This is a genomic window from Burkholderia sp. GW821-FHT14F03 (genome assembly GCF_058803765.1).
Map to the genome: position 1 here is coordinate 62,738 of NZ_JBXAPG010000009.1, position 25,454 is coordinate 88,191.

21 protein-coding genes are annotated in these 25,454 nt (G+C 63.7%); 7 read left to right on the forward strand and 14 right to left on the reverse strand.

Annotated features, from left to right (window positions below; genetic code table 11):
- Positions 1-44: 44 nt before the first annotated feature.
- The gene (locus AC1RQF_RS08405) at positions 45-842 is read left to right on the forward strand and encodes an AraC family transcriptional regulator (protein WP_492871756.1); all 798 of its coding nucleotides are present in this window, start codon (positions 45-47) and stop codon (positions 840-842) included.
- Positions 843-979: 137 nt separating this feature from the next.
- On the opposite strand, the gene AC1RQF_RS08410 is transcribed toward AC1RQF_RS08405, so the two are convergent.
- Both AC1RQF_RS08410 and AC1RQF_RS08415 read right to left on the reverse strand, forming a co-directional pair.
- Positions 980-3,538, reverse strand: a complete 2,559-nt coding sequence (locus AC1RQF_RS08410; protein ID WP_492871757.1) for a glycosyl hydrolase family 95 catalytic domain-containing protein — start codon at positions 3,536-3,538, stop codon at positions 980-982.
- Between the two features lie 455 nt (positions 3,539-3,993).
- Positions 3,994-6,774 carry a beta-glucosidase gene (locus tag AC1RQF_RS08415; protein ID WP_273998173.1) on the reverse strand — a complete coding sequence of 927 codons (2,781 nt, stop codon included), beginning with the start codon at positions 6,772-6,774 and terminating at the stop codon, positions 3,994-3,996.
- 840 nt (positions 6,775-7,614) lie between these two features.
- On the opposite strand from AC1RQF_RS08415, the gene AC1RQF_RS08420 reads away from it, so the two are divergent.
- Entirely contained in the window at positions 7,615-8,583 is a 969-nt protein-coding gene (locus AC1RQF_RS08420; RefSeq protein ID WP_492871758.1) for a DMT family transporter, read from the forward strand.
- Between the two features lie 160 nt (positions 8,584-8,743).
- Here the strand turns inward: AC1RQF_RS08420 and AC1RQF_RS08425 are convergent, their stop codons facing one another.
- Positions 8,744-9,352, reverse strand: coding sequence for an NUDIX domain-containing protein (locus AC1RQF_RS08425; protein WP_492871759.1), 609 nt, complete (start codon positions 9,350-9,352; stop codon positions 8,744-8,746).
- An 84-nt stretch (positions 9,353-9,436) separates the two neighbouring features.
- Here AC1RQF_RS08425 and AC1RQF_RS08430 point away from each other — a divergent pair, with 84 nt between their 5' ends.
- Positions 9,437-10,192, forward strand: a complete 756-nt coding sequence (locus AC1RQF_RS08430; RefSeq protein ID WP_492871804.1) for a DeoR/GlpR family DNA-binding transcription regulator — start codon at positions 9,437-9,439, stop codon at positions 10,190-10,192.
- 77 nt (positions 10,193-10,269) lie between these two features.
- Here AC1RQF_RS08430 and AC1RQF_RS08435 read toward each other — a convergent pair whose 3' ends face one another.
- Complete coding sequence (locus AC1RQF_RS08435) at positions 10,270-10,404, reverse strand: entericidin A/B family lipoprotein (RefSeq protein WP_273998168.1); 135 nt, start codon at positions 10,402-10,404, stop codon at positions 10,270-10,272.
- A 232-nt stretch (positions 10,405-10,636) separates the two neighbouring features.
- Between AC1RQF_RS08435 and AC1RQF_RS08440 the strand changes: the two genes are divergently transcribed.
- The 4 genes from AC1RQF_RS08440 to AC1RQF_RS08455 all read left to right on the forward strand — a co-directional run bounded on the left by AC1RQF_RS08440 (position 10,637) and on the right by AC1RQF_RS08455 (position 15,901).
- Positions 10,637-11,929 carry an aspartate carbamoyltransferase gene (locus tag AC1RQF_RS08440; protein ID WP_273998166.1) on the forward strand — a complete coding sequence of 431 codons (1,293 nt, stop codon included), beginning with the start codon at positions 10,637-10,639 and terminating at the stop codon, positions 11,927-11,929.
- 296 nt (positions 11,930-12,225) lie between these two features.
- Positions 12,226-14,463, forward strand: coding sequence for a TonB-dependent receptor (locus tag AC1RQF_RS08445; protein ID WP_492871760.1), 2,238 nt, complete (start codon positions 12,226-12,228; stop codon positions 14,461-14,463).
- Complete coding sequence (locus AC1RQF_RS08450; protein WP_273998164.1) at positions 14,463-15,221, forward strand: tetratricopeptide repeat protein; 759 nt, start codon at positions 14,463-14,465, stop codon at positions 15,219-15,221. Before AC1RQF_RS08445 ends, AC1RQF_RS08450 begins: the two co-directional genes overlap by 1 nt.
- Complete coding sequence (locus AC1RQF_RS08455) at positions 15,218-15,901, forward strand: Fe2+-dependent dioxygenase (protein ID WP_273998163.1); 684 nt, start codon at positions 15,218-15,220, stop codon at positions 15,899-15,901. Before AC1RQF_RS08450 ends, AC1RQF_RS08455 begins: the two co-directional genes overlap by 4 nt.
- A 175-nt stretch (positions 15,902-16,076) precedes the next feature.
- Here AC1RQF_RS08455 and AC1RQF_RS08460 read toward each other — a convergent pair whose 3' ends face one another.
- The 10 genes from AC1RQF_RS08460 to AC1RQF_RS08505 all read right to left on the reverse strand — a co-directional run bounded on the left by AC1RQF_RS08460 (position 16,077) and on the right by AC1RQF_RS08505 (position 25,426).
- Positions 16,077-17,906 carry a S53 family peptidase gene (locus AC1RQF_RS08460; RefSeq protein WP_273998162.1) on the reverse strand — a complete coding sequence of 610 codons (1,830 nt, stop codon included), beginning with the start codon at positions 17,904-17,906 and terminating at the stop codon, positions 16,077-16,079.
- Between the two features lie 833 nt (positions 17,907-18,739).
- Positions 18,740-19,030, reverse strand: a complete 291-nt coding sequence (locus tag AC1RQF_RS08465; RefSeq protein ID WP_492871805.1) for an integrase core domain-containing protein — start codon at positions 19,028-19,030, stop codon at positions 18,740-18,742.
- Complete coding sequence (locus AC1RQF_RS08470) at positions 18,918-19,481, reverse strand: DDE-type integrase/transposase/recombinase (protein WP_492871761.1); 564 nt, start codon at positions 19,479-19,481, stop codon at positions 18,918-18,920. The genes AC1RQF_RS08465 and AC1RQF_RS08470 overlap by 113 nt, the downstream gene beginning before the upstream one ends.
- A 95-nt stretch (positions 19,482-19,576) precedes the next feature.
- Positions 19,577-19,840, reverse strand: a complete 264-nt coding sequence (locus AC1RQF_RS08475; RefSeq protein WP_492871763.1) for a transposase — start codon at positions 19,838-19,840, stop codon at positions 19,577-19,579.
- Between the two features lie 406 nt (positions 19,841-20,246).
- Positions 20,247-20,966, reverse strand: a complete 720-nt coding sequence (locus AC1RQF_RS08480) for an Imm52 family immunity protein (protein ID WP_273998161.1) — start codon at positions 20,964-20,966, stop codon at positions 20,247-20,249.
- 9 nt (positions 20,967-20,975) lie between these two features.
- Entirely contained in the window at positions 20,976-21,587 is a 612-nt protein-coding gene (locus AC1RQF_RS08485) for a restriction endonuclease fold toxin 5 domain-containing protein (RefSeq protein WP_492871764.1), read from the reverse strand.
- A complete protein-coding gene (locus AC1RQF_RS08490) occupies positions 21,475-21,945 on the reverse strand; it encodes a hypothetical protein (RefSeq protein ID WP_273998158.1) in 471 nt (156 codons plus the stop codon). Before AC1RQF_RS08490 ends, AC1RQF_RS08485 begins: the two co-directional genes overlap by 113 nt.
- Positions 21,935-22,432, reverse strand: coding sequence for a DUF4123 domain-containing protein (locus tag AC1RQF_RS08495; protein WP_273998156.1), 498 nt, complete (start codon positions 22,430-22,432; stop codon positions 21,935-21,937). The genes AC1RQF_RS08490 and AC1RQF_RS08495 overlap by 11 nt, the downstream gene beginning before the upstream one ends.
- A 6-nt stretch (positions 22,433-22,438) precedes the next feature.
- Positions 22,439-22,870 (reverse strand): PAAR domain-containing protein, encoded by a 432-nt coding sequence (locus tag AC1RQF_RS08500; protein WP_492871766.1) that lies wholly within the window; start codon positions 22,868-22,870, stop codon positions 22,439-22,441.
- A gap of 699 nt (positions 22,871-23,569) precedes the next feature.
- Positions 23,570-25,426 carry a M24 family metallopeptidase gene (locus tag AC1RQF_RS08505; protein WP_492871768.1) on the reverse strand — a complete coding sequence of 619 codons (1,857 nt, stop codon included), beginning with the start codon at positions 25,424-25,426 and terminating at the stop codon, positions 23,570-23,572.
- Positions 25,427-25,454: the final 28 nt, after the last annotated feature.

Genomic DNA, 25,454 nt, shown 5'->3' on the forward strand with positions numbered 1-25,454 from the left:
AACGCCCATGCGCGCGCCGCCGCGCCGTCCCCGGAGCCGCCCGAATGCACCGCGTCACCCTGCACCGCTGCGCCAGCCTGCCCATCGAGGCGATGAGCCTCGCCACCGACCGCGCGTTCCCCCGCCATGCGCACGACCAGTTCGGCGTGGGCGTGCTCGCGGCGGGCGCGCATCGGTCGTGGAGCGGACGCGGGCAGGTCGACGCGTGCGCGGGCGACGCGATCATGGTCAATCCCGGCGAAGTCCACGACGGCGCGCCGCTCGGCGGCCCGCGCGCGTGGCGCATGATCTATGTCGAGACGGCGGCGTTCCTGGCGCTGGCCGGCGAGGCCGGCCTCGACACGGTGGAATTGACCCGCCCGGCCGTGCGCGATCCCGTACTCGCGACGCACTTCGCACGGTTGTTCCGGTGCGCGACCGCGCCGGATGCGTCGCCGCTCGCCGCCGACGAAGCGCTCGCACGGGTAGTCGCGCATCTGCTCGCGCGGCATGCGCGCCGCCCGCCGCGCGACGCCGGGCCCGCGCCGTCGGTGCGACGCGCGCTCGCGCGCATCGACGCCGCGCCCGCCGCGCCGGTCACGCTCGCCGAACTGGCGGCGCTCTCCGGCGTGAGCCGTTTCCAGTTGCTGCGCGGCTTCGCCCGCGATGTGGGCATCACGCCGCATGCGTATCTGCTGCAGCAACGGGTGCGGCTCGCCCGCGCGATGCTCGCACGCGGCACGAGCATCGCGGCGGCGGCCGGCGATGCCGGTTTCGCCGACCAGAGCCACCTGACCCGGGCGTTCGCGCGGCAGTTCGGCGTCACGCCGGGGCAGTACGTGGCGGCGAGGGGGCGGGGGTAGACTCGGGTCCATGGGCGGCGTCGCGAAGGCGGCCATGAATCAATCGATCCTCCCTGCCCCGGAAAACCGCGGGCGGACGTCTCGCCTCGCCATCCCAATAGCCGGCCTGCATGCAGCAGAATCGTCTTTCCGATCAATCAAAGTCCGATCTGAACGGAACCGATGTGCTTCGCCGTCGTAGCCGGAGCCCCGCTGACGGGTGCGACGGGTAGACTGCCGCCCCCGACCTTCTGCAACACGATTGCCTGAGTTCCAACCGGCTGTAAGGTCAAGACGCTCCCGCTCAGCTGGACCGGCTTCGCGAAGCCCGCCGAAGAGGCCGTCACCTTGGCGCCGGGCCAGGGATTGCGCACCGTCAGCGCAACGTTGGAGCCCGGCTCGATCACCACGCCCGCGGGCACGCCACCGCGGACCTGAACATCGACCCGGGTGTTTCCGCGAACGTACACGGTGCCGTCGTAGTCCCAGCCCGCCGGTATCGCGGGGGCAATCCGGATCAATCCATCGTAGTCCTGGACCAGCGACTCCGCGAGCGTCGTCGCGACCACGCCGATCTGTTCGACATAGGGTTCGTCGCCGACGAATTTCGCGAAGCCGCTGGGGAATTTCTGGTAATTGCCCGTCAGCGTCGCCAGCGTGCTTTTCACCTCGGCCGGCAGGCCCAGTCGCGCCGCATGGATCGGATCGAAGCTCCAATCGTTCTGCGTCTTGTTCGGACGATTGATATAGGTACGCTTCGCCAGCGTATAAAGCGGCGACGCATCGCCGATCTGGTCGTATGGCCAAACCGGTTCGAGACCGATGTTCTCGGAATTACGCGCGGCGGCCGCCGGCTGATAGGACATCGCGATAACGTCGGCGCCCGCCGCATCCGCGGCGGCGGACAACAGCGTCAGTGATCCCGATGCCTGGGTGCGCGGGTAATCGGGGGTCTGCGGCAGCGCCGCGTTCATTTTCGCCGCGAGCACCGCATCGACGGCTTGCCCGGGAACCTGGTTCAGCACCCGCCCCGCGCTCAGCGTGTCGGCATAGAGCGTGCGGATGGCGGCGAGATCGGTCGTCGAATCCTTCACGTCCCATTGCGTTTCATGCGCGTTGGTCGGCGATGTGTGGAGCAGCTTGTCGGTGCCGGCACTTTGGTAAGCAAGCATGAAGCGGGCAGCCGCCTCCATCAGCGGATAGTGCTTGGCGAGGAAACTCCGGTCATTGGTGGCGAGATATTGTGTCCAGATGAAGTGCGACACCTCGGCCCCCGTCGACAGCGTACGGGCATTGTAGAAAGGAGCGGAACCGGCGCTGCAATCCAGTCCGACCACGGCGCCATTCGCCTCTTCGATTCCCTGGCCGTTGAAGCGCATCGTTTCGGGCACGCATATGCCCGACCGCCCCCCCATGTTGGCTGTGGTCCATTGCTCGATGTCGGCAAGATTGCTCTGATAGAGATTGAAGTACGGCGCATTGAGGTCGGGCAGTCCAGCGGACAGGTTCGCCGCGACCTGCATCCGCAGATTCCAGTGCCAATACGCGGCGGGGTCCCACTGATGCGCGTCCTGAGCCGACGAGAACAGACTGGCCACGCCTGCCTGGGAGCCCGGATAAACATCCTTGTTTTCGGCGGCGGACGAATACAGGTAGATGTTCCTCAGATTTTCCATGTACTCGCCGCTACCGTCGGACGACGTCAGCTTGATCAGCCCGGCCCGCGACCAGAAGTCGTTCCAGGCGCTGACGTGCGCGCTCGGCAAGGTATCCGCCACGCTGGCGGCCGCCAGCGCCGCGATCGGCTGGCTGCCGTCATAGTGGGGCGCGCCCGCGACAATGCGGAAGGTTCCGTCGGCGTTCGGCGTGAAAGTCACCGTCACCGTCAGCGGGTCCGTGACCGACGCCGTGACATGACGGCCCTGCGCCGTGATCGCCGAGAGCGCACCGAAGGTCCGCCCCGAACTCCCTTTGACGTCGCCCTTGACACCGTCGGTCCACGACTGCGAGAGCACGCCGACGGCATTCCCGCTGAGCGTCGCGGACGGCGTGCGCGGCGACCACAGCTTCAGGATCGCGGTCTGTGGCTGGGCGGGATTGGCGCCCGTGACATCGATCACCAGCGCATCGGTGTCGGGCTGGACGTAGGCGGTCGCGGTCATGCCGCCGCCGCTCTCGCGAAACTCGCCGTTGTACAGATCGAGGCGGCCGGTGTAGTCGGCGGCGCCGGTCAGCGCGGACAACCCCGGAATGACGACCTGCCCCGGCGAGTAGCGTTTCGGCAAGGTATCGGCACGATTGAGCTGGGCCGTCAGGCCGTTCGCCGACCACAGCGCGACACCGAGGCGCCCGTTGCCGAGCGGCATCGCCTGGCTGGCGGCCAGGTTCGGCTGGCTCAGCACGATGTTCGACCGGGCAACGACGTTGGGCCGATCGATCTGGAAGGTCTTGCCGTCCCAGGCGCCAACGGCGCCCGATGCGACCGCGCCCGATGCGACGGCGCCCGGCGAACCGGCGCCCGGTGAACCGGTCGCTGTCGTGCTGTCGGCCGGCGAAGCGAGCGTGTTGCCAGCGACGGATCCGCCCTCGCCGGACCCGTCGCCGTTGCAGCCGCCCGCGAGCAGCGCCGCGGACAGCGTGGACAGCACGGCCAGTCGCCGCCACTGAAGGATCCGCTGCTGTTTCGCGCGGTATTCCAGTTGATTCATGCGTTGCATTGCCCCTCCTCGTGAGCGTGATGCGAAGCGCTCCAGCGCCTGAAGTGCCTGCCATTCATCCAATGGTTGAATGTCGTGTCCGGCGCGCTGTTTCAACACGCGTCGATCCGCCAAATACTTCGCAGTACTGAGCCGCTGTCGACCCCTGCCGGCTCGTTCGCGAAATGCCGACCAGGGAGCAGGCTGTGACCAACCGGATTTCCCGGCAATCTGCGCGAATCGCGGCGTCGCGCCGCGATTCGCGATCGGCCGATACCTGAACGTTCAATGCCTGCCGGTCAATGGTCCATCTATCAGTCACCCGAGATCCGCAGGATCGACCACAACCCGGCAAGCGAATACCTATCGCACGATGCGGCTCCAGCCGGTTCAATCGCAATCAGGTCGATGAGCGGCTGGAGCGGATGTGTCGATCCGGTGTCTTCAGAAGACGGTCACCACGACGTGCCGCCCCTTCAACGGGATAAGCGGATATCTCTCGATGAGGCCCCGACCAGCACGGAACCATTTGGCATATAAACCCATTTGTGGGCACCGGTATCCCAATAGCTCTGCCTGTCCGGCGGGACGACAACGGCGACGTTCCTGGTTTCGCCCGCCTTGAGCGCCACCTTGGCCCAGTTCACCAGACGCTTGGGCGGCTCACCGAAGCCGCTCGGAAATGCCATGTAGACCTGAGCGACTTCCTGTCCGTCCATGGATCCGGTGTTCGTCACCGAGAACCTCACGGTCTTGGTGCCGTCGGCGGCCGCACTGACCGCGAGCCCCGAATAGGCAAAGGTCGTATAAGACAGGCCGAATCCGAATTCAAAGAGCGGCGACTCGCCACGACTGTCATACCAGGCGTAGCCGACGTTCAGACCTTCCTTATAGATCGGATTGTTCGAGAATGTACCGCCGCCCGTCGGCGTCTGATTTTCGCGGGCAGGGAAGGTCAGCGGAAGTTTGCCGGAAGGATTGACCTTGCCGAACAGGATATTGGCCAGAGCCATGCCGCCGCCTTCGCCTGGATACCAGGCCTCGACGATGGCGGGCACCTGATCTTTCCAAGGCATGAGCACAGGATTGCCGCTTTCGACAACGACGATCGTCCTCGGATTGACTGCCGCGATCTGTTGTACAAGGCCATCCTGATTGGCCGGATTCGCCAGCGTCAAACTGGGCAGATCAATCTGCTCACCGGCGATCTGCGTCACGACGACAATGGCGACATCCGCGTTCCTGGCCGTGGCGACAGCATTGTTGACCTCGGCCTGGGTGTAGTTCCTGAAGGGATTCGTGGTCGGATCGGAGCTATAGCCCGCGTAAGTCACAGTCGCGCCGGGCGCGACCTGTTTGATGGCCGCCACGATCGGCGTCCGGATTTTCTTCCAGGCCTTACTGTAGGTTTCCAATCCCGTCGACGCGTTCCCGGAATTGCTGTTGACGAGTGTCGTCACGCCGCCGAATGAGCCAAGCTGGCCCGCGCCCGTCCCTCCCGATCCGCCGCCACCCAGTATGGCCAGGTCGGCCTCGCCGCCAATCACCGCGATTTTGAGCGACTTGGTCGGATCAAGCGGGAGCAACTTGCTTGAAGACGTCGACGCCGTCGAATTCTTGAGCAGAACCATCGATTGCTCGGCAACCGTCTGGGCGACGTTGAGTCCTGCCGCGAAATCGATGGGGCCCGCACTCGGAATTGCCGCCGGCGGAAAATCAGCGTTGCTCGGTGTCACCGCGAAGCTGTCGATGTTGACCGTCCCACTCGCGCTGGAATCGTGTGCAAGCACCACGCTGTGGTTCCCGGGAGCGAGTTGAAGCGGCATGGCCACGACTTTCCAGGTATTCCAGCTTCCTGTTACCGGCAAGCTGAGGTGGCCGGCACTGACTCCATCGACCAGCACGTCCATCGTCCGCGTCGTGGTCCGGCCGTCGTTGCCCGTCGTGTTCGCGTAACGCACCTGCAAACTATATTGTCCTTGTGCCGGGACCCCCGCCAAGGTAGCGGCGACCTGGGATCCGACCGGGTCAAGGCCGGCAACGAACCCGGCGCCCGTGTAGCCCGCATGGTTGGACGCGCTCGTTGCGCCGCCAGAGAGCACGCCATACTCCGCCTCGAATAATTTCCCGAATGTCATCTCCCCCGGGGCTCCAGGCGCGGTAACGAGCCCCGCCTGGATCATGGCGAAAAGTTTGCGCTTTGCCATATTGAAGAGGCGAGCGGGCAAAAGCGTTCCGCTGGTCAACGCAGTGCCGACGAGCGACAAGTTCACGCTGCTTTCCTTCTCGTCCGTCCCGGCATTCATGGCCGCGATCACATTCTGAGCGGCGGTTGAGTCCCAGTCCGACTCGACCTGACCGTTGAAACCCCATTCGGTTTTCAGCACGTCGGTCAACAGTGCCTTATTTTCGCAAGCTTGGAAATTATTGATGGAGTTGTAAGCGCACATGACGCTTCCGGGCGGATTGGGCCCCTTGATCGCGATCTCGAACGGCTTGAGATAGTGTTCCCGCAGCGTCCGCTCATCGATTTGGGAATTGCCTCCGGGCAATGCTTGTCCGGTTGACGACATCCCTACGCCAACGCGATTGGTTTCCTGATCGTTGCCGACGAAATGCTTGGCCGTGGCAATGACATGATTGTCCTGCGATGCTTCCGTGCGCCGCCGGAGCATGACGCCGCTCAGGAGAGGGTCTTCGCCGAAGAACTCGAATATTCGCCCATACCTGGGATCACGCACCATGTTGACGCCCGCTCCCAGGCCCAGGCCGATGCCGTAACTACGCAGCTGCCTGGCGATTTCACCGCCGTTAAGGTAGCTGATATTCGGATCCCAGCTGGCGGCCACCGCTATCGACGATGGGAAATTCGTCCCGATCGCGCCTGCCCAGTCGCCAACGCCGGTGGTCGAATCATTGATGATGAGATCGGGTATCCCGAGACTGGGTACGCCGGTGATATAACCCGCCCACCCGTGCGGATTCTGCGTACCCAACATCTGCATCATCTGGCTTTGCGACATTTGCTTGGCCAGTGCCGTTGCCGTCTTGTTGATCGATGCGAGATCGACCGCGGCTCCCAATATCTCGGCGGCGCCGCCTTGGGCAGCCCCGTTGCTCGATGGCGCGCTATTGTCAGCGCCTTGATCAGGGGTTGCGGCAATCGCGCTTCTGCCGTCATTGACCGCCGCCGACTGCCCAGTCAACGTGGATGGCGCACCACTACCGTCATCGCCGCCGCAACCGGCGAGGCTCATTCCCAACGCGGATGACAAGATAACGCACGCCAATCTTCGATTATTCGATATATTAATCACTACCCCTCCAAAAAACTGACCATTCCCGCAGCCCACACTTCGCGCTCATATTCAGAAAGCCCCCCCCTCAAGCTTTCCGGCCGAAACAGTACCCCACCCGCTCCGGCAAACCATCGTCATCACTGACAGTTATCGGATAAATTTACAATTCATTAGATATAAAAATCGAAAATTCAGAAATCCGATACCCTCTCACGCAGCAATCAATGTCAAAATAATTGACTTGCTCGTTCAGAATACCCCCCAGCGCCTGATGTGCCCCCTTGCCCGGACAGCCCACCCAAGCGAGGCACTGCGTTCACCTCCTGCCCACCATCCACCAGCCAACAACTCAACCCATAAAAATATCAATCAATCACTTCAAAAAATATATTCAAAACTCAAAAATCTTTAAATATCGAAAAACCTGACCAAGGATGGAATCCCCCACCTTGAATTAAAATACCTTAATCCACGCAAAATGAAAGCGCGCCAAGCCACCAAACAAGGCGCTATTGAATATAGTTTGCGCGGTGGATGCGGCCCATGGCGCCCCACTCGGAGCAGATGGAATTCAGAAACGTCGCCCGGAAACGGCGCGCCTGGCGATGGAGCGCGGTCCCAAACGGTCGCGCCTTCGCGAAGCCTTCCCTCGCCTTTGGCTGGCTGGTGGCGAATGCGAACCGCCATGTCCTGCGTCTACTCGTCATGGCTGACGATGCCGGGCCGCGGGCGACGCACGCCCGCCCCTCCGCAATTCCGTTCAAGACGCCCGCGCATCCACGGCGCACGATCGCGGCCATGAACTCAAGATATGCCGGATACCTCTACCTGTCGCTCGCGATGCTCGGCGTGGGCAGCACCGTCGTCGCGAGCCGCCTCGCGGGCGACAGCCTCCCTCCCTTCACCGCCACCGCGCTGCGATTCGCGATCGCCCTGCCGCTGTTCTGTATGCTGATGCGCTTGCGCCGCACAGCATGGCCGCGCCCCGCGCGACGCGACCGCCTGCTGCTGCTCGCGCAGGCCGCCGCCGGCGCGGTCGGCTACACGGTGCTGCTGATCGCCGGCACGCATCTGTCGTCCGCCATCGATGCCGGCATCATGCTCGGCACCCTGCCCGCGATGTCGACCCTGTGCGCCGCGCTGCTGCTCGGCGAACGCCAGACTCCGCGCGACTGGTGCGCGGCCGCGCTCGCCACCGCGGGCGCGCTGGCCGTGACGCTCGACGGCAGCGCGTCATGGTCGTGGCGCGCGCTCGCGGGTGATCTCCTGGTGCTGGCGGCGGTCGCGTGCGAAGCCGTGTTCATCCTGCTGAACCGCCGCCTCACGCAAGCGCTCGCGCCACTCGCGCTGTCGACGACGATGGCGGGCCTCGGTCTCGCGCTGTCGCTCGTGCCGGCCGCCTTCGAATGGCGCGCGATGCACATCGCGCCGAGCCTCGGCGCACTGGCCGCGATCACGTACTACGCGCTGGTGCCGACCGTACTCGGCTATCTGCTGTGGTACGCGGGCTCCGCGCGCACGAGCGGCACCGAAGCCGCCCTGTTCACCGCCCTCGCGCCGGCGTCGGCCGTGGTGCTGGCCGCGCTCGCATTCGCCGAACCGCTGGGCGCCGCGCGCATGGCCGGCCTGTCGCTCGTGCTGGCGGGCGTCATGATGGGCGCGCTGCCGCGCCGGACCGGAAAGGCCCACCGCGACAATGCCCGCCCGCCCGATGCGGCCGCCCACCCGGAGCACGGCTGCCGCCCGGCGACGCCCGATGCCCAATGAGGCCCGGCCGGCACGCACCCGACAGGCGTGCCGGCTACGTGCGACGACCCGGCAGCGCGAACACCGGGCCCCGCGTCCCGCCACCCGACATCGTCACGCACTGGCCGGCCGTCCCGTCCCCGCCGCCGCCCCCGGACACCCCGCGCCGCCGCCCGCGTGCTCAGCCGCGCACCTCGCCCGGCGTCCGCGCGCGCCGCGCCAGCGCCGCGTACTGCAGCAGCATGATGGTCTTGCCATCGACGATCTCGCCGCGCCCGACCATCGCAAGCGCCTCGTCGAGCGTCAGTTCGACCACTTCGATATCCTCGCCCTCCGCCTCGACGCCGCCGCCGCCGCCGACCTTGGCGCCCGCGTCGTAGTCGGCGACGAAGAAGAACAGCTTCTCGGTCACCGATCCGGGGCTCATGAACGCCTCGAACACCTTCTCCACCCGTTCGACGCGATACCCCGTCTCCTCTTCGACCTCCTCGCGGATGCGCGCATCCGGCGTCGCGTGGTCGAGCAGCCCGGCCGGCACCTCCAGCAGCATCCCGTCGTGCCCGTTGACGAACGCCGGCAAGCGGAACTGCCGCACCAGCAGCACGGTGTCGCGCGCGCGGTCGCGCAGCAGGATCGTCGCGCCGTTGCCGCGATCGTAGGTTTCCCGGCTCTGTCGCTGCCACACCTGGTCGCGACGCAGGAAATCGAAGGTGGTCTTCTTGAGCACGTACCAATCGTCGGACAGCACCTCGGTCTTCAGGATGCGCACGCGCTCGGCGGTCGGGGTCATCGTTCGTCTCCGTTGTCGAAATCGAGACCCGATGGTATCGTGCAAATTCATGCAAAAACAAGAATTTTCGTGCAAGCCCAACCGATGCTCACCGACCAGAGAAAAACCGCGATCCTCACCGCGCTGCGGCGTGACGGCCAGGTGCTGGCCAAGCAGTTGAGCGAAACCTTCGGCGTATCCGAGGATACGATCCGGCGCGACCTGCGCGAGCTGGCCGCCGAAGGCAAGCTGCAGCGCGTGCACGGCGGCGCGCTGCCCGCGTCGGCCGCCGACGCCGACTACGCGCGGCGCGTGCCGCTCGAATCCGACGGCAAGCGCGCGCTCGCGCAAGCCGCCGCGCGCCTGATCGAGGACGGTCAGGTGGTGATCCTCGACGGCGGCACCACCGCCGTCGAACTCGCGCGCCAGTTGCCGCCCGCGCTGAAAGCCACGGTCGTCACGCACAGCCCGAGCGTCGCGGTCGAGCTGGTCGCGCATCCGGGCGTCGAGGTGATCGTGATCGGCGGGCGGCTCTTCAAGCATTCGATCGTCACGGTCGGCGCGGCCGCGCTCGAGGCGCTCTCGGCCATCCGCGCCGATCTCTACTTCATGGGCGTGACGGGCGTGCACCCGCGCGCGGGGCTCAGCACCGGCGACCTGGAGGAGGCCTACATGAAGCGCGCGCTGGCGTCGCACGCGGCGGAAACCATCGTGCTCGCGTCCGCCGACAAGCTCAACGCGGCCTCGCAATACCAGATCGGCGCCCTGTCGCTCGCGACCTCGATCGTGGTCGAGCGCGACGCGGATGCGGCGCACGTCGAGTCGCTCGTCGCGGCGGGCGCGACGATCGTGCGCGCCTGAGCGGCAAGACCCGCCTCCCCAAATGAAAACGGGCCCGCGCAAGCGGGCCCGTGATGCGGCGCTTCGAACAGCCGGACTTACTTCGCCTTTTCGGCCGTATCCGAAATCGCCTGGCCCCCCTTCGAGATGTCCTGGCCGGCGCCGGCGATCGTATTGCAGCCGGCGAGCGCGGCGGTGAGGATCAGCAGTACTGCAGCAATCGAGCGAGTCATTCGCAATCTCCTTGGAAAGAAGGGCTCGCGCCCGCGAGCCGTCGACGCATGCCGCCGCGCAATCGGGCGGGGACCGGTCCCGATTATACGGACCCGTCGCGCCGCTGCATCCGATTGCACAGCGAACGTGGTGAAGCGCGCACATGCCCCCTGGGGGACACGTTTCTCTTGACTTTGGCCGGCGCCGACCTAATATACGCACCGCGTATATTTCATCACCGAAGGCCATCCGATGACCGTCCCTCAACAAGCGTTCCTCCGCGACGCGATGCGCCGCCTCAACATGACCCGCGAAGCGTTCGCGAACCGTATCGGCGTCAGCCGACGCGCCCTCGACACGTGGCTCTTGCCCGACGATTCGCAGGAATCGCGCAGCATGCCGGAGATCGTCGAGCGCTTCGTGTCGGAAATCGTCACCCACGCCGCCCCGGCCGACGGATATACGCAAAGCGTAGATTCCCAGAGCGCATCGCACCAATTCCTGTTCGAGGGCAAGCCGCAGCTGCTGTCGGTCGACCAGTTCTCGCGCGACTCGGTCGAGGCGCTGTTCCGCGTCGCCGACGTGATGCAGCCGATCGCCCGCCGCCACAAGATCTCGCGGGTGCTGGAAGGCGCGGTGCTCGGCAACCTGTTCTTCGAGGCCAGCACGCGCACGCGCGTGTCGTTCGGCGCGGCATTCTGCCGGCTCGGCGGCTCGGTGTGCGACACCACCGGCTTCACGTTCTCGTCGATGGCGAAGGGCGAATCGATCTACGACACGAGCCGCGTGATGGCGGGCTACGTCGACGCGCTCGTGATCCGCCATCCCGAGCAAGGCTCCGTGGCCGAGTTCGCGCGCGCGATCAACCTGCCCGTGATCAACGGCGGCGACGGCCCCGGCGAGCACCCGAGCCAGGCGCTGCTCGACCTGTACACGATCCAGCGCGAGTTCTCGCGGCTCGGCAAGATCGTCGACGGCGCGCACATCGCGCTCGTCGGCGACCTGAAATACGGCCGCACCGTCCACTCGCTCGTCAAGCTGCTCGCGCTGTATCGCGGCCTGAAGTTCACGCTGGTGTCGCCGCCGATGCTGGAGATGCCGGCCTACATCCTCGACCAGATCTCGCGCCACGGCCACGTGGTCGAACAGACCCAGGACCTCGCGAAGGGCCTCGCGGGCGCGGACGTCGTCTACGCGACGCGGATCCAGAAGGAGCGCTTCACCGACGAATCGTTCGAGGGCTACACCCCGGATTTCCAGATCAACCAGGCGCTCGTCGACGCGGTGTGCGGCCCCGACACGCTGATCATGCACCCGCTGCCGCGCGACAGCCGACCCGGCGCGAACGACCTGTCGACCGACCTGAACCGCGACCCGCGCCTCGCGATCTTCCGCCAGACCGACAACGGCATTCCGGTGCGGATGGCGATCTTCGCGGTGCTGCTGGGCGTCGAGCACCAGGTGCCGCATTCGATGCGCGACGCCGCGTGGCGCCCGCCCGCGTACCTCGGCCCCGAGGACGCGGTGTTCCACGGCGTCGACTAAGCCTCCCATCTGTTACACATCGGCGCCGGGCCCCCTGCCCGGCGCCGTCCCACGCCGGCCGTCGCGGCCGCGCGCCGCCTTGCCCGTCTGAATCGAGCCCCGCATTTTTCGCCGACGTTGCGTCAATTTGGCTGCGAATTTGAGATTTGTTCAAGAATACGTAACAAGAACGCTTCTCATTCATGAAGTTATTCACTAGAATGCCCCTCGAAAACAATCTGTAATAAATGTGACGAGGTCGCCAAGCGCAACACGGCGGCCTTTCCATCACGCTCCGGCACAAGGAATAACCGTTCATGAAGTCGCGTATCGACGAGCGCAAGCTCGGCCAGTTCACCACGCTTTGCGGCGTGCTCGCCGCCACGCCGGCATTCGCCCAGGATGCCGCGCCGCCCGCCACCGCAGAAAACCATCTCGCGCCGATCCAGGTGAAAGGCCAGGCCGACCACGGCTTCAAGGCGGATACCGCGTCGTCGATCAAGTTCACCGCGCCGCTCGTCGATACGCCGAAATCGGTCACCGTGATTCCACAGGAACTGATCCGCAGCACCGGCGCGACGACCCTGGCCGAGGCGCTGCGCACCGTGCCCGGCATCACGTTCGGCGCGGGTGAAGGCGGTAATCCGCTTGGCGATCGCCCGTTCCTGCGCGGCTACGACACGCAGGGCAGCATGTTCGTCGACGGCATGCGCGATGCCGGCGCGACCACGCGCGAGATCTTCAACACCGAGACCATCGAGGTCACGCGCGGCTCCGACGGCGCGTTCGGCGGCCGCGGCGGCGCGGGCGGCAGCATCAACACCGTCACCAAGATGCCGCACCTCGGCACCACCGCGGCGGGCAGCGCGGGCCTCGGCACCGACCGCTACCGGCGCTTCACGGCGGACGGCAACTGGCAGTTCTCCGAACACGCGGCGTTCCGCCTGAACCTGATGAGCCACAACAACGACGTGGCCGGCCGCGATGCGGTGAACAACGAGCGCTGGGGCGTTGCCCCGTCGGTCGCGTTCGGCCTCGGCACGGCGACCCGCGTCACCGCGAGCTACTACCACCTGTCGACCGACGATCTGCCCGACGGCGGCATCCCGTACTTCTACACGACCGGCAACAAGCCCGCGAACGTCGACACGATCTACCCCGCCCCGGTCGACCGCCACAACTTCTACGGCCTGGTCAACCGCGACTTCCGCAAGACCACCTCGGACATCACGACGGTGCGGATCGAGCACGACATCACGCCGTCGCTGACGCTGCGCAACACCACGCGCTACACCGAATCGACCCAGGACTACATCTGGACCCAACCCGACGACAGCCAGGGCAACGTGATCAACGGCAAGGTCTGGCGCCGCAACAACAACCGCAACAGCGCGATCAACAGCATCGCGAACCAGACCGAACTGTTCGGCGAATTCCGCACCGGCCCGTTCAAGCACAGCTTCACGACCGGGATCGAGCTGTCGCGTGAATGGGGCAAGCGCGATTCGTACACGGTCGCCACCGACACCGGCAAGATCTGCCAGCAGGGCATCGGTGCGATTTCCGGCTACAACTGCACGAGCCTGTGGTCGCCCAACCCGAATGATCCGTGGGCCGGCTCGGTCAAGGCGAACAACGACCCGGCGCATGCGCGCACGGTCACGAAGTCGATCTACGGCTTCGACACGGTCGAGCTGACGCCGCGCTGGCTCGTGAACGGCGGCGTGCGGATCGACGATTACTCGACCCGCTTCACCGACACCCGCGCGAACGGCTCCAAGACCTACACCCGCGACGACACGCTCGTGAACTGGCAGCTCGGCCTCGTCTTCAAGCCGACCCAGTCGAGCAGCATCTACGCGTCGTACGCGACCTCGTCGACGCCGGCCGGCATGATGCTCGGCGAAGGTTCGGAAACCCAATCGCTGACGCCCGGCCGCGGCGGCGTCGGCTCGAACGCCGACCAGATGTCGCCGGAGAAGAACCGCAGCATCGAGCTGGGCACCAAGTGGAACGTGCTGAACGACAAGCTCGCACTGACGGCCGCCCTGTTCCAGATCGATACCACCAACGCCCGCGTCACGCTGCCGAACAACCAGTACGCGATGGTCGGCAACAAGCGCGTGCAGGGCCTCGAACTCGGCATCGCGGGCCAGCTGACCCGCGCATGGCAGGTTTATGGCGGCTACACCTACCTGAAGAGCGAACTGCGCGACAACGGCAAGAACACGGCCGACGACGGCAACCAGTTCCCGAACACGCCCAAGCACAGCTTCACGCTGTGGACCAACTACGACGTGACGCCGAAGTTCACGGTCGGCGGCGGCGCGTTCTATATGTCGAAGGTGTTCGGCGACACGGCGAACCTGCGGGCGGTGCCGTCGTACTGGCGCTTCGATGCGATGGCGCAGTACCGGATCAACAAGAAGTTCGACGTGCAGCTCAACGTGCAGAACCTGTTCAACCGCAGCTACTTCGACCAGGCGTATCCGGCGCACTACGCGTCGATCGCGCCGGGCCGCTCGGCGTACGTCACGCTGAACGCGCGCTACTGATGGCGCAGCCGGTTTCGCTGCGCGAGCTGGCGGCGGTCTCGCCCGACCGCTTCGCCGCACTGCTCGCCGGGCCGCCCGAGATCGCCGCCGCGTGGGTTGCGGCGGCGGCCGAGAACGGCGTCGTCGAGGCGCAGGCCGTGTACGGGCAATATCTGCTCGACGGACAGGGCGTCGCGCGCGATCCGGCGGCCGCGCTCCGCTGGTTCCGGCATGCGGCGCAGGCCGCTCACCCGATGGGCATGAACATGCTCGGCCGCTGCTACGAATTCGGCTGGGGCACCGCCGCGTGCGCGAGCGTCGCCGTGTACTGGTATCGCGAAGCCGCGCGCGCGGGGCTCGACTGGGGTATGTACAACTACGCGACTGCGCTCGCGCTCGGCAACGGCATCGAGGAAGATCGAGCGGAAGCGCTCGCGTGGTTCGAGAAGGCGGCGGCGCTTGGTCATGCGAAATCGCAGAACCTGATCGGCGGCTTCTACGAGGACGGCTGGGTGGTCGAGGCGAACCGCGACGCCGCGCTCGATTACTACCGGCGCGCCGCCGAGGGCGGCGATTTCCGAGGCCAGTTCAACCTGGCCCGCCTGCTCGGCGAGCAGGGCCGCGTGGCCGAGGCGCTCGAATGGCTGGCGCGCGTGCCGCGCACCGCGACGCCCGCGTTCCTCGAAAAAATGCGCGCCCATCTGGCGGATTCGCCGCTCGCCGCGTTCCGCGCGGTCGCGCATGCGCAGGCCGCCGCCTCCACGGAATCCGCATCATGATGCTGCACATCCCCGGCGTGCTGACCCAGGAACAGGTCGGGCAATGCCGCGCGCTGCTCGACAGCGCGGAATGGACCGACGGCAACGCGACCTCGGGCGCGCAATCGGCGCTCGCGAAACGCAATCGGCAGTTGCCGGAAGGGTCGCCCGCCGCGCGTGCGGTGGGCCAGGCGATCGAGGACGCGCTCGCGCGCCATCCGCTGTTCTTCTCGGCCGCGCTGCCGCTCAAGGTGTTTCCACCGCTGTTCAACCGTTATGAAGGCGGCGAGGCCTTCGGCACGCATGTCGACAATGCGATCCGGTTGCTGCGCGGCACCGATTTCAGGGTGCGCAGCGATCTGTCGGCGACGCTGTTTCTCGAAGAACCGGATGCGTATGACGGCGGCGAGCTGTGCGTCGAGGACACCTTCGGCGTGCATCGCGCGAAGCTGCCGGCGGGCGATCTCGTGTTGTATCCGGCGTCGAGCCTGCATCACGTGGCGCCTGTCACGCGCGGCGCGCGGGTGGCGTCGTTCTTCTGGATTCAGAGCATGGTGCGCGATGATGGTGACCGGACGCTGCTGTTTCAGCTCGATACGCAGATTCAGGCGCTGTCCGCCGAGAAAGGGGCGAAGGATTCGGTGGTCATTGCGTTGACGGGGGTTTATCACAACCTGTTGAGGAAGTGGGCGGATGCGTAGGGAGGAGTGAGAACGAGGCTTGATGCAAACAGCCTCCGTCGTGTGGCTCGGGGGCCAGCCGGGCCGTCATTATCGCCTCACACATCGACCGACAAGAACTGCTGCGACAGAACCTCCAAAGTTCCGGGCGAGTCCTTCACGAACCCGCCCGCCAACGATCAGTAGGTACCTGGAATCAGTGCTGATTGGACGTCGAGATGAAGCCTGGCGTGCTGTTGATGAAGTTGTTGATAGCGGAGATGTCGAAGCTGCCCCAGCCGGATGCGTGGTCCCAGCCGGCAGCGGCCGAATAGGCGCCGTTGCTGCCGCTGGTGACGTCATGCACCGGCAGCGTCTTGCCATACGCGTAGAGGGCCGGCGCGGCAAAGCCGATCGAGTTCGTGTGCGCGCTCTCCAGGCGGGCCCACGAGCCGACGAAGAGCGGCGACGCCAAACTCGTTCCGCCGTTGTTGTAGTACCCGGATCCGTTGGGCAGGGGGTTCTGCGAGTTGGCGGTCAGGTAGTAGATGATCGGCGAATTGGTCCAGTCCGCATCGAACGCAACGTCAGGAACTGCCCGATAATTTCCGGAGACATTGCTTTGCCAGGCTGGTTTTGCCTCAATCTTGCTGACGCCGCCACCGCTATACGGCCATACTTTTTCGGAGATGTAGCTGTCCGTGACCGTCGTGCTCAGCGTCGTGCCGCCAACCGCGACGACGTACTGCGAACTGGCGGGATAGCTCACGGCTGCTTGAGTCTTGTCACCGTATTCGCCGTTGAAGTTGGTACCGGCTTGAGCCGCGGTCGGGCAAGGATAAGCGCCATTGTCGCCCGATGAAACCGAGAAGGTTTGCCCTTGGGCCACGCCAAGCTTGAAATACGAATCCGCCCAGGCGGTGTCGGTGTTGGCCTGACCATTCAAGGTGCACACTTCGCCGCCGTCACCCCAGGACATGTTGATGACCTTGGCGGTATTGTCGCTGACAGCGCCATTGATCGCCGCGACGAGGCCAGCGGTCGTGACGGTGCTGCCGTTGCGCCCGTAGTTACTGTAGGCGGTATAGAAAGTCAGGCTTTTCACGCCGCCGCTGGTGCCGGCGATCGCCTGCGCATCCATTGCCCATTCGCCCTGCCCGGAGTCGTCGTTGCCGGTGGCACCCTTCGATCCGCCATAGGCCTTGATCGTCGTAGGCGTTTGCGGAATGCCCTGGTCTTTCTCCATCTTGACCAGATCCGCCGCGGACGTCGTCATGGAACCCCAACCCACGATAGCCACCGCGGTTGACGTCGCGGCGGCAAGACTGCCGGCGTCGTACACCGTCGCGAATTCCTGCGGTTTGTAGCCATGCGCATTCGGATTGCCGTCGACGCTGGTGACGACCGAGTAAGCGGGTTTCAGCTTCTGGACGGGCATCGAATAAACCCGCGGCTGATTCAACGTTTGCAGCCCGAGCACCCGATCCACCGTGTCGCCGAGCGCCGCCGGCACCTCCACGTTCGCCGTATTGGCGATCGCGTCGCGACCGTGAACGTTGAAGTGGCCGATCGTCGTGCGGAACGCCGAGCGCGCCATGCCTACCGTCCCTTGCGCCGTCACGAGCATCCGGTTGGGCGCGACCTGCACGTTGGTGAAGCCCGCCCGGGTCAGGTGGTCCACCACGGCTTGCACCTGCTGCTCGGTAGGCGTATACGTGGCCACGCTCTCATCCGTGCTCAGGAATTTCTGATACGACGCGCTGCCAGGGCGATGCGCCTCCTTGATGAACTGATCCAATGCCCCCTCGTTGCGAAGCTTCATCGTAACGGCAATCGCCAGCGGCTCCGCATCCTTCGCATCACTGGTGAACTGCCCCCCAGCCACTTCCGCGTGCACGTGATTTCGCGTGTGCACCCAGCTTCCTGCTTCGGTGGTTTGGGTTTGCGCCGCCACCGTCGTGCCGTATGCCGCGAGCGCAACGGTCAATGCAATCGCCAGACGTCCACGCGTCAATGCGCGTGATATTTCGTTTTCAGAAACCGACATATTTCAGCACTCCTGATGATTGATCTTGAAAATTGGACGATCTGCGTGGCCGTGACGTCATACGTTGACGCCGGATACCTCCTTCTCCAAAGGAAACCATTGATCTAGGCGCATCGGCCGTGGCGCGTCGACCCCACTGGAACCCGTCTCATCGAGACCTTCATTCATCAATCGATATATTTTGCACTCCTACTTATATCCCAAAAGCCATGTCCGGCATGCTGCGGCGCCTGAATTCTCGGCTTCGGCGGTCATTACGGACTCGTCCGGAGTCTGCCGGATGAAATGCTTGAGGAATACAACGCCCGGAGCCCGGACGTATTCAGCGGCCTCTCCGCACGTCTTCCCGCCGCCGCTTCGGTGGCCACGGGATCATCCACGGCCACCGGAATGCACGAATCAGGAATATCCGTACTCCGTACATTCGATCTATAGCGGCCGGGATTCCTACCGGATTTGAAAATCGTGACTGAGTGCCCTTGCGCCCTCTTGATCTGGCACCCACTCCTGAAATGTATGTATAACTAAATATTTCTGTTAGCATTTTGTTTGATTTAGACCAAACTGCGATAGCTCTCGGGGCACAAGATAACAATCAAAAATTACACCAGTCAAACTTTATTTGACTTGTGATAAAAATTTTAAGTGGATTTGAGAATCGCGCTTAGGTTTGGTGCGCGGAGTCGTGTGCGCAACACTGAATTGTCAACCACTGGGGGATGATGTCTGATTGAAATCACATTTTCACTCAGAACGCGATTGAATGCGGTCACACAAACGGTTTGCATGGACTTAGGGAAGCACTGTGACCTGAGGCTGAATTTTGTGACCAATCAGGCAGTGAGTCTCGCGTCGATATTATCGGAATCCAACCAGGCTCGACGGACCGTGGCCGGAGGTTGATAGCGATGCGCGCTATGGGGCCGGCGCTCGTTGTAGAACTGCCGCCAGCGTTCGATGAGTACCTTGGCCTCGGCACGGCTGCGGAACGATTCCCGGTTCAGCAATTCGTCACGCAACTTGCCGTTGAAGCTCTCGACGAACCCGTTTTGCCACGGACTGCCTGGCGCGATGAAGGCCGGACCGATTGCAGCGTCTCGCAGCCAGCTGCATGACCTTGGCAGCGGTAAATTCAGCGCCGTTGTCAGGCCGAACGAACGCTGGCTTGCCGTACAGCCGCATCAGTCGCGACAGCGTCAAGATCACATCCTGCGACCGCAAGCTGGCGCCGACTTCGATCGCAAGGCACTCGCGGGTGTATTCATCGATCACGCAGAGCATCTTCAACGCCCGCCCGTCCACCAACTGGTCGTGCACAAAGTCATAGCTCCATACCGAATTGGGTGGTGTCGCACCGGGCAAGCGAATGTCGTTGCCACAACGACGACGGCGCGGACGCCGCCGAGGAATGTTGAGCTGCAAGGCTCGCCACATTCGCCGCACGCGCGATTCGCCCATCGCCAGCCAGGCCGACATCCGCCGGTAGCCGAAGCGCGGCACTTCCTGCGCGGCCGCCATCAGTTGCTCGCCCAGGCTCCGATCCTTCTCCGGTTGCTTGAGCGTATAGGTAGCCACCCGGCGACTCAGCCCCAGATAGCAACATGCCTTGCGTTGCGAGAGACCCCGCCGAGTCAGGACTTCCAGCGCTTCGCGCCGGCCCGTTGGGGTACTCATTTTTTTCGGCTGAATTCCTTCAGACCGTCGATCACCAGCATCTGCTCGGCGATCAGGCGCTTGAGCCGATCGTTCTCCGATTCCAGATCCTTGAGCCGGCGGGCGTCGGCCACATCCATGCCACCGAACTTGTTGCGCCAACGATAGAACGTCTGTTCCGAGATGTTGTGGCGCTTGCACAGCTCCTTCACCGGTTCGTCCCGGCTTTCGGCCTCGCGCAAGATCCGGATGATTTGCTCGTCGGTAAATCGCTTCTTCATCGAGTTCTCCTTGCCTCCAGGATAAAAGAGAACTCACTTGCCAAATGGCTACAAGAAACGTCCCAGGTCAACAGGATCAAATAATTTTACAGATAGCGAACGCCAACTATCGAATTGGGCACTTTTTCTCGTCGCGGCTGCCATATTTGATTTTTGCAAAGGATTTAATGCACCAGGTACATATAACGGAATATCTTGGTATTTGATTGATTTTCTTTCTAGCGATGGATTCGCAACTTCTTTTCTTAGACTGGTAAGCTTCGTTTCTTTTATTGGGTGCTCAATCCTCGCACTTAGATACGAAAACTAATGCATAGAATCAATAGCTGAATCGGGGCGGTGGTGGCTTTTTACCCTTTCGCTCCTCCGCCGACCAGTCACCGAAGCCACGTAAGACGTCCGACGCTCAACCGATCTCGCCCAGCAGCGGCAGAAGATCCATCGAAATAAGCCGCGCTTCGATGTTGTGAGCAACGACCAAGTGCTCCTCGTTGTCGATCGAGAACACCTCGTCCTTGATGCTGACGAGGATCGTGCCAAGCCGCTTCTTGCCGTCAACTGAATGCACGGGTATGAGTTCCTGCGCTTCCGGAATTTGCTGGGCGGTAAATTCGATGGGCAGGTACAGCATCCAACCGACGCCGGGACGATCATCAAATGCCTGCTTTTGCTCATACCCGCCAGGCGCTGCAGTAACAACCGCAGGTGAAAACTCCAGCGCCAGCCGCTTCACCACACTGGCAACAAGCTCCTTGCTATCGAGAAACGCACCTCGCACGTCAATGGTGACGACATCCGGAAAATCCCCCCCGCAGGCCATCGTCTCAATCGAACCGCCTACGTCATCGCCGGCCACGTTTAGCCAAATTCCGATGACAGCGCTACCCTGACCTTGGTATTTGCCATCCAGCTCCGTGAGCACCGCCGGGTCCGGCGAACCATCAGCCGCATACACGGAAGTCTTTTGTGCTTCTTCGAGGGTATCGCCCCTCATGCGCCAATTCGAGCGAGCGACGGACGCATCGCCGGCCGCCATCGCATCGATTACTGCGCCAATTTTGGCAAAGGTCAGGGCGAAATTCGTCGGGGCAATCCCATCCGCCTTGATGATGCTCTCAATTTTCATGATGCTTTCTTACGGAAAGTGTTCTGACTCAATACCGAGGAAGCGAAAGCGACTCGACATCTTCTGATACGTCAGCGGTCCTTGAAAATAATACCTGAGTCGCGTGGGTGGATTTGCCTTCACCTTCTTGGCCCGCTCCAGCGCCTGCTCCATCATCCCATCCCACCCCGTGAAGAAATCTGTCGCTCTGGGGATAGACCCATCGAGGAACTGATCGTAGTTCCCCTTGGCTTCCTGTAGCAGGCATTCATTCGCCCTGAACCCATCAAAATCGATCCCTAGCCACTCCCACTCATCACTCCAACGGCAATTCTCCGTGTCGAACGCAAAGCCTGTCACACGGGCTTGATACCGATAAGCAGGCCAGTTTGGGCCGTGCCTGCTTCGCATGAGTGCACCCGTCTGCTCCGGCGGACATTTCTTGCAAGGTTCGGTTGAATCCGAGATTGTTCGCGATTCCGTTCTCGACTTCGCCTGATCATCCCCCTTGCTGACGTCACCTCGGAGACTACCGATCCCCGCTACCACCGCCCCGCCCAATAAAGCGCTTCCAATAGCTGACAATGCCGGACCCGCCTCCGCCGCTAACGCTGTCACCAGGGGGATAAACGGTACTGCCATGTGGGACTCCCTTCAAGCTGTCAGGATGTTGTGATCGCCAGGTGACTTCCTGAACGTAGACGTGAAAACGCTCATCTGCACTGCGACCGGGTTTGGTCAGCCAGGCATGCGTTGCGGGTTTCGCATAGAAGCTCGGCGAATATGCTTCGACCTTCAGAAATTGAACGAGGTGCTCGCTGTCCTGAATGCCAAGCGCATGGGCGGCTTGATACGCCTCCCATAGTCGATTCCGAAGGTCAGTGCCCTGCGTCAACGCAGGATCGGCTTTTATCATGTCGCGTCGCACACCATCCACGAAGTTGCGAGCCTCGCCCTCCGCAAGCGCCGACAGATGAGCAGGCGTGAGATTAAGCGGCATGAGGATGCGCCCTGAATAACTGTCCGTCGATCTCGATCAGCCAATCGAAAGTGGGCGAGAAGAACACTGTCCGTTCGGTCACACTCAGCGCCGGAGCGAAATGGCGCATCACACGAGCGTCGTAGTAGCGAAGCATCACGGATCGACCATCCGGCAACGCGCCCTCCAGTCGTTCGCGAAGCTCTCCCGCAAGTTGACCCGGACGATAGGCACTGATGATCCAGTTCACCCCATACTCACCCCGCGCCATTTGCTCAATCACGCACTGGACCGGACCTTCAACCGTTGCATAGTCGAACAGCCAGGGGCCAGCATTCGCGAGTGACGCATCCGGCGTTCCATCGAGCAGGGCTATCGCCGACTCGCCTGCCCTCTGTGGTGCGGAGCCTCCGAGTTCAGAAAACAACAGGCCGTCCGCGAGCGCGAACAGACGAACCGGAAGGCCCGCCCGCTGCTGCCATGCTGCAAAGAAGGTATGAATGCGCATCGTCCGTCACCCGCGAACGATCATAGAGGCTGCACGCTTGGCGGCCGCAATCATGCACGACAGGCAGAAACCTTCTGACGGCCTGGGTGTCCCGAGATCCAGCACTACCGGACCACCTGTAGCTGAGAAGCCCATTTTGACGAGTGCGTCGGATTCGAAGAACTGATACATCCCGGATTGCGACGCGATCATCGCCGGACGCGGCCTGCACCCACAAGCCACCGTGTCGCCCTCCAACGCCGCTTGACGGCCCATCAGCTCACCCGGCCAGCGCGGTCCTGCCGCAACGATGACCCCAACCTGACCACAGGTCGGACAAGTCACTCTCGCGCCGACGAAGGTCAGCCCAACTCCGTCGCAGCTCATCGTCGGGATGCTGTCCACGACCGTGCCACCGGAAGACGAATGATCACCCACTCTGAGAAAATTCCGTTTCAAGTGGCAGTCCTCTCAATTAATCACCACCATCCCGACGCAATCCGTGCGCCCGCAACGGCATCGGCGCGCTCTTGCCGAGCTACGTCACCGACATAAATAGCGGGGCGTGCTATGAAAAACCGAGATGAACGGCCGCGAACAGCTCGCGAATCTTCAAAACCACACGAGGACAGTCAACCACGACGGCGGCCAGTCACCTACAGAACTTGCAGCGAGGCGAGTCTACGGCCAGACGCATAAGCCGCCCATCCCCAATCACCTCCACACCTGCCTTCACTTTCCCCCGCCCCTTGCCGGAGCAACGGCGCAAGTGGAAAAGCATGCCGACACAAATCGTAGAAAATGCTTTCCAAGCAAGCGGCGCGCATGCCGCGCACCACCATCGACTCTTCTCGCCGCACTTATTTTTTATTGATTTTTAGATACGTCGAGCGTCGACACGGAAAGGAGGTGTCTCGCTTTCCGTGCACCGTCGAAAATTCGGGATATTCACTCGCGGGGAAATCGTCAATCGACCGACACCGGTACGCGCTCGCGCGTACCCTGCGGCGTCCCGTTGCGGTTTCCGCTCAATGCGCAGATCCGGCCGCTAGACATCGGGCGAATCAGGAAAAGTCCAGTCGTCGTTGCAACGACCGGAGCATCACGTGACGGCACAAGTACGCGCCATCACCCACCACCAAACCTACCGCCCCTCGCCTATCCCAGCAACGGACACGCCGTCACCGACGTCCCCCGCTCGACGCACGCACGCTCGTAGCCGCGCAGATAATCACGCTCCGCCTCATCGAGCAGATCCAGGTCGATCAGGTCCCAGTCATACCCGACCCACACGATATTCTCGAATTCGACCTTGCCCGCCTCGCATGTCGACGGGTGGATGATCACGACGTTCTCGATCCGCACCCCGCCCTGGCCCGCGAGATAGATGCCCGGCTCCACCGAGATCACCGCCCCCGGCACCAGCCCATAGGTCGAACCCGGGCTGAAGCGCACGCCGCCCTCGTGCACGTGGATGCCGATGCCGTGTCCCGTGCCGTGCGCATAGTCGTACCCCTGCGCGCGGCAGACCTCGCGCACCGCGTCGTCCACGTCGCCGCCCAGCGCATCCGCCGGGAAATGCGTGACGAGCCCCCTGATCGCGGCTTTCAGCGCAATCGTATAGATCGACTTCTGCCACGGCTGCGCGCGCGTGCCGGGCGTCGCGCTGCGCAGCACGACGCGCGTGCAGTCGGTCGCGAAGCCCGCGTCGTAATACGCGCCACTGTCCATCAACACCAGTTCGCCTTCGGTCAACCGGGTATCCGGATCCGCCGCCGTGTAATGCGTGATCGCGCTATGCGGCCCATTCGCGGCGATCGTCGTAAACGTCAGCGCGACCGCGCCGCGCGCGCCGTACTCGTCGTTGATCCGGCGCGCCAGATCGACCTCCGACGGCGACTCGCCCGGCACGCCGCGCTTCGCCCAGCGCAGCGTCTCGGCAATCGCGGCCGAACTGCGCGAGAACGCATCGCGGAACTGGTCGAGCACTTCGGGCGTCTTGCTCGCGCGCATGGCCTCGACCGGGCTGAAATCGACATGACGCGCCGCCGGCCAGAGATCCGTCACGAAATCCGGCACCGCGCAATTCACGACCGACGTGTCATAGCAAAGCGTGTCGACGCTGAAGCCGCGCAGCACGCGCGCCAGCGCGGCGAGATCGCCCCGCACCACCTGCAACGCGGAACCGGCCTCAAGCTCGACCGGGCACGTGTCGCAACCGTCCGGCAGGAACAACACGATCGCATCGCGCAGCACGAACAGATAACCGAGATGCGACGACGCCTGCGGCAGGTGATAACCGCGGCTGTTCAGCAGATAGCTGAGATCGTCGGCCGTGCAGGTCAGGAAGCAGATGGCCGCGTCGTCGCGGCCGAGATGCGCGCGCAGGCGCGCATCGAGCGCCGCGACCTGATCCGCGACGCGCGCCCCCGTGACCGAAGCCGGCACGCTGAAGATCGGCCTTGCGATCCGCCAGCCGGGCAACCCGATCGCGCGATCGGCCTCGCGCGCGCTGAGCGCGCGCCACGTGAAGTCAGCCGCGGCCGTGCCCGCGACCAGACGCTCGCGCTCGGCGACGCTGAGACGCAACGCGTCGTAGCCGATCACGCGCAGCGATCCGGCGCGCGCGGCCAGCCATTCGACCATCGCCTGCCAGATGCCGAGTTCGAGCGGCAGTTTCTCGACCTGCACGCGCGCGGGATCGCACTGCGTGTCGGCCTGCAAGTGATAGCGGCCGTCGACGAACAGCACGAACCGCTGCGCAATCCCGAGCCGCGCCGCGGCGCCCTCGCTCAGGAAGATGCCGTTGCCGGTCGAGCCGTCGAACGCCGACAGCGCATAGCGCGGGTTGTTCTGACGCGGCAGGTATTCGGTCAGGTACTCGTCCTGCGCGGTCACGATGAATGCATCGAGCCCACCGGCATCCAGCAGCGCGGACAAGCCCGCATGAGTGCCGGCCAGCGACGCCTCATAGTCCGGCACATCGGAAAAGTGGTATTTCAGTCGATCGATCATCGTGGGTCCTTGTTGTCGTTGTCAGGCC